We start from the raw sequence: 11,815 nt of genomic DNA on the forward strand, positions 1-11,815 counted from the left end.
ACCGATCGGCGCCTCGCCGATATCAGCCGCCGCTTGCGCTAGTTCTAGCGCGACCTGCATAAAGCGTGTATCCCGCGCGTCCGCCATGTCGGCGGCCTAGAGCGCTTGAGCGAAAGGGTCAAGATTGACCGATCAGGACGATAGCGGCGAACGCATCGCCAAATACCTTGCCCGGGCGGGTATTGCCTCGCGCCGGGAAGTGGAACGCATGATCGAGGGCGGTCGCGTCAAGGTGAATGGCAAGACGCTCGACACCCCGGCGTTCAAGGTCACCGGCAGCGAGGCCATCGAAGTCGACGGCAAGGCGGTTGGCGAGAAACCGGCCACCCGGCTCTGGCGCTACCACAAGCCCGCCGGACTGGTGACCACACACCGCGACCCGGAAGGGCGTGAGACGGTTTTCGACAAGCTGCCGGGCGATATCGGCCGGGTGATCTCGGTGGGCCGGCTTGATCTGACCTCAGAAGGCCTGTTGCTGCTGACCAATGATGGCGCGCTCGCCCGGGCCCTGGAGCTGCCCTCCACAGCGTGGATGCGGCGCTATCGTGCCCGCGCCTTCGGCCGCATCGACCCCCGGGCCATCGAGACGCTGAAAAAAGGCGTGACCGTCGAGGGCATCAAATACGGACCGATGGAAGTCGAGATCGAACGGGAAACCGGTTCGAACATCTGGCTCAATGTCGGCATTCGCGAAGGCAAGAACCGCGAGGTCCGCAAGGCGCTCGACGCTGTCGGTCTCAAGGTGAACCGCCTGATCCGGACCGCTTATGGCCCCTTCCAGCTCGGCGATCTGGGCAAGGGCGAGATCAAAACCGTTCCGGCGCGGGTGCTGCAGGACCAGTGCGGGCATCTGATCGATTTCGTCAAACCGGATGGCGAGGCTGTCGCCAAGAAACGCGCGCCCGTGCGCTCCCGGCGTCCCGGAGCGACCCGCACCAGCAGCGGCGGACAGCAATTGCGGCGCGCCAAGACGACCGGAGGGCCGCAGCGCAAGGGACCGCGCAAGTGAGAATTGTCGGGGGTCAATACAAGGGCCGGCCGCTGGCTGCGCCCAAGGGGCGCTCGACCCGTCCGACCTCGGACCGGGCCCGGGAAGCCATGTTCAACGTCCTCGCCCATGCCGACTGGGCACCGGCCATCGAGGAGGCCCGGGTCATCGACCTGTTCGCCGGTTCCGGCGGGCTGGGCCTTGAGGCCATGTCCCGGGGCGCGGCTTTCTGCCTGTTCGTGGAGACCGAGGCCGCAGCGCGCGGCGCGATCCGCGACAATATCGATGCGCTACAACTCTTCGGCCATACCCGGCTGCACCGGCGTGACGCCACCGCGCTCGGCGACAAACCGGCCAATCTCGGCGCGCCGTTCGATATCGCCTTTCTTGACCCGCCCTATGGCAAGGGATTGGGCGAAGAGGCGCTGGCGCGCCTGATCGAAGGCGGCTGGCTCAGCGATAATGCCATCGCGGTGCTGGAAGTCGGTGCTGAAGAAACGCCCCGGACGCCGGGCTGGTCGATTGCTGCCGAAAAGCATTATGGCGCCGCCAAAGTCCTGTTTTTAGAACGCATAATCGATGCAGCAGTGTTAGACGCGTCTTAAGGGGTTGAAGGTTAAGCCGGGGGCCAACTGATAGACCGGACCCGCAAGCCTTGTCGCAAACGCTCAAAGCCAAAAGCCTCGCCTATCTGCGCGAAAGTGCTTCCACCGCCCGGGTGCTGAACCTGCACCGGGTTGCGGAAAAGCATGGCGGCAGCGACGAGCACGGCGATGCCCCCTTCTTCCGGTCCAAACGGCTCAACACCGCCTTTATCGTCAAACACACTTTGAGCCCGCACGAGATGGACATGCTCAGCCTGAGCCGCATCTCGGCGACAAAGGTGATCTTCCCGCTGGCGCAAGATGATCTGCGCCTGGGCGGTTACTCCATCTTCGTTGAGCAAAGCGATTTTGAAAGCGGCATGATCGAGGCCCTCGGCCGCGACGGCAATCGCGAACGCATCCTGGCCGATATTGAAGTGCTCAAGGAAATCGCCCGGCTGCCCTCGCTCGATCCCTATCTCCTGCGCGAGCGCCTGGCCCAGATCGGGCACCGGCCGGCGGGCTGCTATTTCGACATCTCCGATGCCGATGTGCAGAAAATCCAGACCTATGTGGTGCGCGAGATCTCCAAACTGGTCGAGCTGGCCTATGGCGTCGGCGGCCCCCAGGCCAAGGCCATTTCCGACAAGCTGGCCCGCCTGATCATGCAGGATGAACGCTCTAAGACGCTTGAGCCGCTGCGTGAAACCCTGCGTCTGCAGCCGGACGAATATGTCGAGGGCATGTTCGGCTGGAAGGGCTTCTTGTACTACAAGTGGAATATCAGCCGCCTACGGCCCAGCTTCGAACCCATTGCCAAGGCCATCCTGTCGACCCGCTATATCCGCGCCCATCCGGACGATGAAGCGGTTCTAGAAGCCACCCGCAAGACCATCGCCCGGACGCTCTATATGCGCATTGGTGAAGTCGACAAGGCGCTGGCCGCCTATGACAACGCCTATAAACGTCTTGTCGACGGCAATGACCCCAGCGCCTTCCGCAATTTCCTGCTGCGCGCGCCGCACATGTTCCTGTCGACCGGCGAGCACCTCGCGGCGATCAATCATGTCTGCACCTTCTGGGGCGAACGCTTCCCGCGCGGCACGCTGAACCGGCTCGAAATCGACGATGCCTTCGACATCTACAAGGATTTCAGCGCCTGCCTCGGCATTGATGACCGCCGGATGGCGGCCTAGCCCTCCAGCTCAACGATCCGGTCGGGCGCACCAAACCCTGCCACATAGAGGCTCCGCTGATCCGGCAGCAGCTCGACATCAAGCGTATTATAGGCCTCCTCGGCGAGCTGTCGGGGATTGGAAAAATGACCGGACCCGTCATTCTCGAAAGCCCATAACCCGCCCCCGAAAGACGCCGCGACCAGCAGGTCGAGATCGCCGTCGCGATCACTGTCGATGAAGTCGACATCCAGCGAATGGGCGCTCCAGTCCGGCAGATAATCGCTGCTGACATCGCGGAACACCCCGGCGCCGTCATTCAGCAGGAGCCTGTCCCGGGCACCGCCGGGGGACTGGGTGCGGAAGCCGACATTGGCAAAATAGACGTCCAGATCGCCATCGCCATCAATATCGGCGAAATCGGCCTCGCGGGTCTCTTCATCATAGCGGGCCTCGCCAAACGCCGACGCTGCAACACTGAACACGCCATCATTATTATTGAGCAGGATCCGGTTTGGTCCTTCGCTGGCGACAACCAGGTCAAGATCGCCATCGCCATCGACATCCCCGGCCTCAAGGTCCTGAACCGGATAGGAATGACCGGGATGAGTTTCGCGCGATATCCGGAAATTGCCGGCCCCGTCATTGATCGCAAACACGACCGGCCCGGCATCTCCGAAGACGAGATCCATATCGCCATCCCGATCGAGATCGAAGGCAATGACGGTATTGGCGGTCGCCCGGAAATCCAGCCGCGCGCTCATATCCTCAAGGCCGCGACCGGCGCGATTGAAATAGAGTTCCGGCACCATCGTATCTTCATTGGCGATCGCGATATCGGGATGGCCATCGCCATTGAAATCCGCAATCGCGATGTCCTCACTATCGGTCGCGCCGGCGGGGAAGAGGAAGCGGTCCGAAGGGACCCAGCCGGTCTCACCTTGATGCAGCACCTGGTTGGGTTCGAACTCGACCGCCCGTACCAGCTCGGCGCGGCCATCGCCATCCAGATCGGCCAGTTCCACATCCATGGTCCGGCTGTCTGTCCCGGCGACTACACTCCCGTTCGATGCCAACAGCACCGCGCTCAAAACCGAAACCAGCATCAGACATCCCTCCAGCTTGTGACGGGGTTGATGCTGCCGCCGCGATAATTACCGCAAGCCGGGCGTTCCGATTAAAAGCTGGAAAGGCGCCGCAAACTCAGCGCCGCCCGAACAGGCGCTCGATATCTGCCAGTTTGAGCTCGACATAGGTCGGGCGGCCGTGATTGCACTGGCCGGAATGGGGCGTGGCTTCCATCTCGCGCAGCAAGGCGTTCATTTCCTCGCCGGTGAGGCGGCGGCCGGAGCGGACCGAGCCGTGACAGGCCATCGTCCCGACCACGTCTTCGAGCTTTTCCTTCAGCGACAGCGCCTGGTCATAGGCGGCGAGATCATCGGCCAGATCCCGGATCAGGCCCTGGACATCGAGCTTTTTCAGCAGGGCCGGCGTTTCGCGTACCGCGACCGCTCCGGCCCCGAACGGCTCGACGACGAGGCCAAGCTCGGCAAGCTCCTCGGCCCGATCCAGCACCCGGCGCGCCTCGGCCTCGTCGAGATCGACAATTTCCGGCACCAGGAGGTGCTGCCGCTCGACGCCGGTCTCGGCGATCATCTTCTTCATACGTTCATAGACCAGACGCTCATGCGCCGCGTGCTGGTCCACGATGACAATGCCATCCCCGGTCTGGGCGACGACATAGGTCTCGTGCAATTGCGCCCGGGCAACGCCCAGCGGCCAGTCCGGCTGTTCCGGCTCGGCCGGTGCCGCGCTGGCCGGCATATAGGGTTCCGGTTCGACGCGGGCCGACATGCCCGGATCAAACACCGCTGGCTGCACCGGTTCGGCCGGCGTGCCCCAGGCGGCCATCTGGGCCGTAGCAGAGGGGGGCCGGGGTGCGGACTGGTAGCCGCCTTGCGGGGGCGCATTGAAACCCTGCGGCCGGGCCGCTCCGAGGGCAAAACCGGCGACCGTGGTCGAGGCCCGGTGTCCCGCTGCTGCCAGGGCATGGCGCAAGGCGCCGACGATCAGCCCGCGCACCAGGCCGCTATCGCGGAAGCGCACCTCGGCCTTGGCCGGGTGAACATTGACGTCGACCTGGTCGGTCGGCAGCTCGACATTGAGCGCTACGACCGGATAGCGATCACGGGCGAGAAAATCCTGATAGGCGCCGCGGACTGCACCGCCGAGCAGCTTGTCGCGCACCGGCCGGCCATTGACGAAGAGATACTGGTGCAGGGAATTGCCGCGTGAATAGGTCGGCAGGCTGGCAAAACCGGTAATGCGGACGCCTTCGCGCTCCTGGTCGACCTCCAGGGCATTATCCCCGAATTCATCGCCGAGAACGGCGGCCATACGGGCCTTGCGTGCCTGAGGGCTGTCTTCGCGCTCGGCCGCCACGGAGAGACGCTTGCGGCCGTCCAGGGTCAGGAAAAAGCCGACATCCGGCCGCGCCATGGCGAGGCGTTTGATTACATCGGAAATGCCCTGATTTTCCGCCCGCTCGCTCTTGAGGAATTTCAGGCGTGCCGGGGTGGCATAGAACAGGTCGCGCACTTCGATGCGGGTACCGCCGCGCCCCAGCGGGGCGGCCGGGGCAACACCATGGGTCTGGCCACCCTCGACCGTGATGGTCCAGGCATCGCCCTCGCCGCGCGCCTGTGTGGTGATCGCCAGCCGCGCAATGGAACCGATCGAGGGCAGCGCCTCGCCGCGAAACCCCATCGTGCCGATATTGAGGAGATCGTCTGCCCCGTCCTCAGCGACCGGGAGTTTGGAGGTGGCATGGCGTTCGATACACAGGCCGAGCTCGTCCGGGCTCATCCCCTTGCCATCATCCTCGACGACCAGGCGCACAAGCCCGCCGCCCTCGGCCGAGATATCGATGCGGCGCGCGCCGGCATCGAGCGCATTCTCGACGAGTTCCTTGACGACAGAGCCGGGCCGCTCGACCACTTCGCCGGCAGCGATGCGGTTGACGGTCTCCGGCGACAGACGGCGGATAATGGGCTGGGTCATGCTCAAAGACATAGGGCCAGCCTCTCGGCTGGCCCTGAGTCGGTCAAGTGGCAAAGCCTGCGGGGCTTAAAGGCCCGGCAGCTTCGGCAGCAGACGGCGGTTGCGCTCGATCTCGACCTCGCCACCGCCGGTAACGGCATTGACCTGCTCGAGACGGGCCGCTTCTTCGGCCGCATCAACCGGGGTCGCATCCACCGGCGGGGTGTATTCGCCATTGCGCCAGAACAGGACCTGGTCGGCAAAGCCACGCGACTTGCGGACCACATTGGCGGTCTCGCCGTCGATGATGGAGCGGATGAACGGATCCGCCGAACCGCCGCCAGCCTGGGCGACGAGCAGGGCTTCCGCGTCGGAGCCTTCGAAACTGCTGCCCGACCCCAGCAGGGCCGCGCGTGCGCGCTGGTCGGGATAGATCTCTTCCGGACGCGGCTCACCCGGGCGCGGCGGACGCAGATTATACTCCGGCGGCACGGTCAGCGGGGCGATCGTCACGGTACGAAACTCGTCCGGGGCATTACGATCACCGCTACCCAGGCTGCTACAGCCGGTAGCCACGAAAGATGCCGCCACGGCGACGAATAAGGCGGAACGCATACGCATGTCAGCTAAGCTCCAATCACTCTTGGCGATATCTTTAACGAAGTGCGGCGGGAAGCTCCAGCCCCTGATCCATCAAGGCTTCGATTTCGCACCGTCACGCTCGCCCAAAACCATGTCGAGAATAAGGATTCCGACCCCGACATTGATCGACACATCGGCGATGTTGAAGACCCAGGGAAAGTAGACGTCGGAAAAATTGAAGAAATCGACGACCGCCCCGTAGACCGCACGGTCAATCACATTGCCCAGAGCACCGCCGATAATGCAGCCGAAGGACACCGCCTGCAGCGGCCGGATCACCTTCATCGGCCCATAGCCGAAGAGGCCGGCGAGCAGAAGCCCGGAGACCGCGAGCGAGAAAATGATCAGACCGATGCGGCCGATCAGATTGTCCGCACCGAGCAGGCCGAAACTGACCCCCTTATTCCAGACCATGGTGAGATCGAAAACCGGGGACAGCTCGATATGGCCGCAATTATTGGCCATGCCCATGCGCTCTGCCGGGCTGGCCAGCTGGAATTCCAGGCAGCCGGGCGGCGAGAAGTTGAGCCGGTCCAGCACCAGGTATTTGGTCAGCTGATCAAAGACGAAAATCACCGCAGCCAGGACCAGCCCCAGCCGGGCGGCGCCCGGCCGGGTAAGCTGATCAACAACCCGCTTGAGGGTGTCAGCCATTGACCGCATCCCAGTGCGCCACCGCATCGGCATCGCGCGGGCTCAGCTCCGGATAGCGGGCGTCAGCACCAACATCCGGGTCATACTTCCAGGAGCGGGCGCATTTCTTGCCGTCCGCCTTGCCCGGATCGACCGCGATATCGGCGACGTCCTCGAGGCGGTAAGCGTCTTCCGGTCCCGCTTCATCAACCAGATAGGCCTGGCTGGTGATGGCGATCTCGGCGAGGAAGTCCTGCAGATCGCCACCGGCCTCAGCGGCCAGGGCCGACCGGTAGACCGGATCGGTGACATAGACTTTCGGCGCCGCTTCGAGGCTGGAGCCGATCCGTTTCTCGCGGCGTTCCACTTCCAGTGCACCGGTGACTACACGGCGCAGCCGGCGAATGGTCTGCCAGCGTTCGGCGCGGGCGCCGTCATGCCAGTCGTCCGGAGTGTCCGGGAACGTGCGCAGATGCACGCTGTCGGTTTCCGACGGGAAACGCGACAACCAGGCTTCTTCCATGGTGAAGGGCATGATCGGTGCGAGCCAGGCGGTCAGGCGGGTGAACACCTCATCCATCACCGTACGGCAGGCACGGCGGCGATCGCTATCGGGACGGTCGCAATACAGGCTGTCCTTGCGCACATCGAGATAGAAGGCCGAAAGGTCGACGACGCAGAAATTGAACAGCGCCGAATAGACCCGCTTGTAATCATAGGCCTTGTAGCCTTCGCGAACCACCGCATCGAGCTCGTGCAGGCGATGCAGCACCCAGCGCTCCAGCGACGGCATGCGGTCCATCGGCAGGCGTTCCGTGTCCTCGAACCCGTCGAGCGCACCGAGCAGATAGCGCACCGTATTGCGCAGCTTGCGATAGGCATCGACGCTGGTCTGCAGGATCTCCTCGGAGATGCGCAAATCAAGCGTGAAGTCCTGGGCCGCGACCCACATCCGCATGATCTCGATGCCGTATTTCTTGCCGATCTCATTGGGTGCGAGCGTATTGCCCAGGGATTTGGACATTTTGCGGCCCTGCCCGTCCATGACAAAGCCATGGGTGAGAACGCCGTCATAGGGCGCACGGCCACGGGTACCGCAGCTTTCCAGCAGTGAGGACTGGAACCAGCCGCGATGCTGGTCCGAGCCTTCCAGATAAAGATCGGCCGGCCATTTCAGATCCGGGCGCTGTTCCAGGGCGAAGGCGTGGGTGGAGCCACTGTCAAACCAGACATCGAGAATGTCGGTGACCTTCTCCCACTCATCGGCGTTATAGGCGTCGCCGAGGAATTCTTCCGCCGGGCGTTCAAACCAGGCATCCGCACCATCTTCCTCGACCGCCTTGACGATGCGGTCGTGCACGTGCGGGTCGTTGAGTACGCGCTGGGTGGATTTCTCCACGAAGAGCGTCAGCGGGACCCCCCAGGCGCGCTGGCGCGAGACCAGCCAGTCCGGGCGGTTCTCGACCATGGAGCGGATACGGTTCTCCGCCACTGGCGGCGTCCACTCGGTATCACCGATCGCTTTCAGCGCGGCCTCGCGCAAAGTGCCGCCCGTCTTCATCGGCCGGTCGATGGCGATGAACCATTGCGGGGTATTGCGGAACAGGACCGGCGCCTTGGAACGCCAGGAGTGCGGATAGGAGTGCTCCAGACGGCCGCGCGCCAGCAGGCGGCCGGTCTCGATCAACTTATCCATGACGGCCTTGTTGGCGGGGCCGTCCTGGCCCTGCTTCTTGCCGTCCAGGCGGATGATATGCAGGCCGGCAAACAACGGGACGTGCTCAAGGAAAGCCCCGTCCTCGCCGACAGTGTGCGGCACAGGCTGGTCGCGGTCATGCCATTCCGGATGCTCCATCCAGGCGGCATAGTCCTCGGCACCATGGCCGGGGGCGGTATGAACAAAGCCGGTACCGGCTTCGTCGGTCACGTGATCGCCGGCCAGCAGCGGCACGCGATAGCCCCAGAATCGGTCAGCATCGGCGAGCGGGTGGGAACAGATCAGCCCATCCGGATCGACATCGATGACACGATCATAATTGACGATCTTGGCCGCCTTGGCGGTTTCTTCCCACAGCGCATCGGCCACGATCAGCAGATCGCCGGGCCGGGTCCACGGTTTGAAGTCGGCATCGTCGACGCCCTTGACCTGGTAGAGGCCGTATTTGACGTCAGGCGAGAAGCAGATGGCGCGGTTGGCCGGGATGGTCCACGGCGTCGTGGTCCAGATCACTACATGCGATCCAACCAGTTGTTTCGGGATCGCCGAACCGTCCTTGCGCACAGCCCGGACCGGGAAGCGCACATAGATCGTCGAGGACACCTTGTCGTGATACTCGACTTCGGCTTCCGCCAGGGCGGTTTTCTCCACCGGCGACCACATCACCGGAGCCGAGCCCTGATAGACCAGGCCTTGTTCCGTGAAGTTGAGGAATTCCCGCACGATCGCCGCCTCGGCCGGATAGGCCATGGTGGTGTAGGGGTCATTCCAGTTGCCCAGCACACCCAGGCGCTTGAATTCCTCGCGCTGGACATCGATCCAGTGCGCGGCGTAATTGCGGCATTCGGTGCGGAATTCCTTCATCGGCACCGCGTCCTTGGACTTGCCCTTTTCGCGGTACTGCTGCTCGACTTTCCATTCGATCGGCAGGCCATGGCAGTCCCAGCCCGGACGATAGGGCGAGTCATAGCCGGCCATCTGATGCGAGCGGGCGACGAAATCCTTGAGGATCTTGTTCATCCCCGTGCCGATATGGATGTGCCCGTTGGCGTAGGGCGGGCCGTCATGCAGGACGAAGCGTTCACGGCCGGCGCTCTGTTCGCGCAGCTGATTGTACAGGTCGAGCTTTTCCCAACGCTCAAGCCATTTCGGTTCCTGCTTGGGCAGGCCGGCGCGCATCGGGAATTCGGTCTTGGGAAGGAAAAGCGTATCGCGGTAATCGCGGGCGCTGGTCTCGGTGCCGTTATCGGCGGTCGTATCCGTCATCGGATCCAATCCTTGCGGTTTTGGTCATCGGTCAATAATCGAAGCGGTCACCCGGAACTGCCGGCCTCAGCGCACGCAGCCCGGGCGAATAATTCGCCGGGAAATGAGCGTGGCACAGGGGCCCGCTGGACGTATCCGCAAGTAAGACAAGACCATGCTTCGCGTGTAACAGAGCCGCTTAGGCCGGTCCAGCTGTTGCGCTCAGCATCTGGCGCGCGGCATCGGCATCGGCCTCGATTTGCAGTTTCAGCGCGGCGAAGTCGGCAAATTTCCGCTCTTCGCGCAAAAACGCCTCGAACGCGATGGTGATCGTCTGCCCATAGATATCGCCGTCGAAGTCAAAGAGGTGCACTTCAAGGCGCTCCTCGCTGCCATCAACCGTCGGGCGAACCCCGAAATTGGCCACGCCGGGGCGCTGGATCGTCTCGCCGGGCAGCGCAACGCGCACGGCGTAAACGCCCTTGGCCGGGCGCGTATACTCGCCGAGCAGAACATTGGCGGTGGGAAAGCCGATGGTGCGGCCGCGCTTGTCGCCGTGGCGGACCTCGCCTTCCACCCGCCAGGGGCCGTCGAGCCACAGCGCCGCCTGGTCCACCTCACCGGCAGCCAGGGCCTGGCGAATACGGCTGGAGGAGACCTTCTCTTCGCTATCGGTGAACAGCTCGGCCCGCCGAGCGGTTATGCCCCGCGCGGCACAGAGCGCCTCGAGCTGGTCCGCATCGCCGGCGCGGCCCTTGCCGAAGCGGAAATCGGCACCGGTCACAACGCCGCGGATACCAAGCCCCGCATGCAGGACGGTATCGACAAACGCCTGCGGCGACATGCTGGCCATCCCCGCATCGAAAGGCAGGGCATAAACCGCTGCGGCCCCGGCAGCGGCCAGCTTTTCATTGCGCCAGCCATGGCTCATCAGCTTGAACGGCGCGCTGTCCGGCGCAAAAAAGCGGCGCGGATGAGGCTGGAACAAAGCCACCCCCAAGGGAGCGCCGAGATCGCGCGCAAGATCGCGCGCCTGGTCGAGGACCGCGCGGTGGCCGCTGTGGACACCGTCGAAATTGCCCAGCGCTATGACCGCGCCGCGCGCATCATCGGCCAGACCGCTATAGCCCTCATACACCCGCATCGGATCAGGCCGAGGCCTTCTTGCGGCGCTTGCGGACCATCACGTCAGCATCGGCCTGCATCACCGGCTCGCCATTGACGAGGCAAACACAGTCCATCACCGCCGAGCGGGATTTCATGTCCACCGACTTTACGGTGACGCGGGTGGTGACTTCATCACCAATACGGGTCGGCTTCATGAAACGCATGTTCAGTCCGAGAAAGATCGCCCCCGGCCCCGGCAGCTGATTGCCGAGCACGCCGCTAATAAAAGATGCGATCAGCGCGCCATGTGCAATTCGGCCACGAAATGGCGTCTTGCGGGCGAATTCTTCGTCCATATGGACAGGATTGTAGTCTCCTGAAACCTTTGCAAAGGCATCAAGATGGCCCTCCGTGACGACGGTAACCGTCTCAGCGGATTGACCAATTTCCATTTCTTCGAGGTCTACACCGTGTGCTGCGGACATCAAGATCTCCCTCTTTTTGTGCGCTTTAACCGATTTTTATCCGCGATTGTCTAGGGTCCCCATGAAGACGGCGACACAAGCCGTCCTTTAGGACAAACACGCCGAGTGGATGGAGACTACGCATGGCTGTCGAAATGACGATGCCGATCCTGGTTGTTGACGATTACAAAACCATGATCCGTATCATTCGCAACCTGCTC

Annotated in this window: 10 protein-coding genes and 1 pseudogene; 4 read left to right on the forward strand and 7 right to left on the reverse strand. The window is 63.3% G+C overall.

Going from position 1 to position 11,815, the window contains the following annotated elements:
• Nucleotides 1-124 precede the first annotated feature (124 nt).
• From Q1V57_RS12980 to Q1V57_RS12990, 3 genes are read left to right on the forward strand one after another with little or no spacing between them, the layout of a single operon-like run.
• On the forward strand, nt 125-1,009 hold the full coding sequence (locus Q1V57_RS12980; RefSeq protein WP_300531615.1) for a pseudouridine synthase: 885 nt from the start codon (nt 125-127) through the stop codon (nt 1,007-1,009).
• A complete protein-coding gene (gene rsmD / locus Q1V57_RS12985; protein WP_300531617.1) occupies nt 1,006-1,593 on the forward strand; it encodes a 16S rRNA (guanine(966)-N(2))-methyltransferase RsmD in 588 nt (195 codons plus the stop codon). The genes Q1V57_RS12980 and rsmD overlap by 4 nt, the downstream gene beginning before the upstream one ends.
• Before the next feature lie 50 nt (nt 1,594-1,643).
• Complete coding sequence (locus Q1V57_RS12990; RefSeq protein WP_300531620.1) at nt 1,644-2,768, forward strand: hypothetical protein; 1,125 nt, start codon at nt 1,644-1,646, stop codon at nt 2,766-2,768.
• Here the strand turns inward: Q1V57_RS12990 and Q1V57_RS12995 are convergent.
• The 7 genes from Q1V57_RS12995 to Q1V57_RS13025 all read right to left on the reverse strand — a co-directional run bounded on the left by Q1V57_RS12995 (nt 2,765) and on the right by Q1V57_RS13025 (nt 11,615).
• Nucleotides 2,765-3,853, reverse strand: coding sequence for a VCBS repeat-containing protein (locus Q1V57_RS12995; protein WP_300531623.1), 1,089 nt, complete (start codon nt 3,851-3,853; stop codon nt 2,765-2,767). The two genes, Q1V57_RS12990 and Q1V57_RS12995, sit on opposite strands and share 4 nt — an antisense overlap.
• A 97-nt stretch (nt 3,854-3,950) precedes the next feature.
• A complete protein-coding gene (gene mutL / locus Q1V57_RS13000) occupies nt 3,951-5,819 on the reverse strand; it encodes a DNA mismatch repair endonuclease MutL (RefSeq protein ID WP_300531626.1) in 1,869 nt (622 codons plus the stop codon).
• A 54-nt stretch (nt 5,820-5,873) separates the two neighbouring features.
• Nucleotides 5,874-6,407: a DUF3035 domain-containing protein gene (locus tag Q1V57_RS13005; RefSeq protein ID WP_300531629.1), complete on the reverse strand. Its 534-nt coding sequence runs from the start codon at nt 6,405-6,407 to the stop codon at nt 5,874-5,876.
• Nucleotides 6,408-6,479: 72 nt separating this feature from the next.
• Nucleotides 6,480-7,082 carry a signal peptidase II gene (gene lspA, locus Q1V57_RS13010; RefSeq protein WP_300531632.1) on the reverse strand — a complete coding sequence of 201 codons (603 nt, stop codon included), beginning with the start codon at nt 7,080-7,082 and terminating at the stop codon, nt 6,480-6,482.
• Nucleotides 7,075-10,044 (reverse strand): isoleucine--tRNA ligase, encoded by a 2,970-nt coding sequence (gene ileS / locus Q1V57_RS13015; protein ID WP_300531635.1) that lies wholly within the window; start codon nt 10,042-10,044, stop codon nt 7,075-7,077. Before ileS ends, lspA begins: the two co-directional genes overlap by 8 nt.
• A 178-nt stretch (nt 10,045-10,222) precedes the next feature.
• A complete protein-coding gene (locus Q1V57_RS13020) occupies nt 10,223-11,167 on the reverse strand; it encodes a bifunctional riboflavin kinase/FAD synthetase (protein ID WP_300531637.1) in 945 nt (314 codons plus the stop codon).
• Nucleotides 11,168-11,171: 4 nt separating this feature from the next.
• Nucleotides 11,172-11,615, reverse strand: a complete 444-nt coding sequence (locus Q1V57_RS13025) for a MaoC family dehydratase (RefSeq protein WP_300531640.1) — start codon at nt 11,613-11,615, stop codon at nt 11,172-11,174.
• A 122-nt stretch (nt 11,616-11,737) separates the two neighbouring features.
• Here Q1V57_RS13025 and Q1V57_RS15965 point away from each other — a divergent pair.
• A pseudogene (locus tag Q1V57_RS15965) lies at nt 11,738-11,815 on the forward strand (two-component system response regulator); the annotation flags it as partial.

The organism is Maricaulis sp., from assembly GCF_030149425.1.
Taxonomy (GTDB): Bacteria; Pseudomonadota; Alphaproteobacteria; order Caulobacterales; family Maricaulaceae; genus Maricaulis.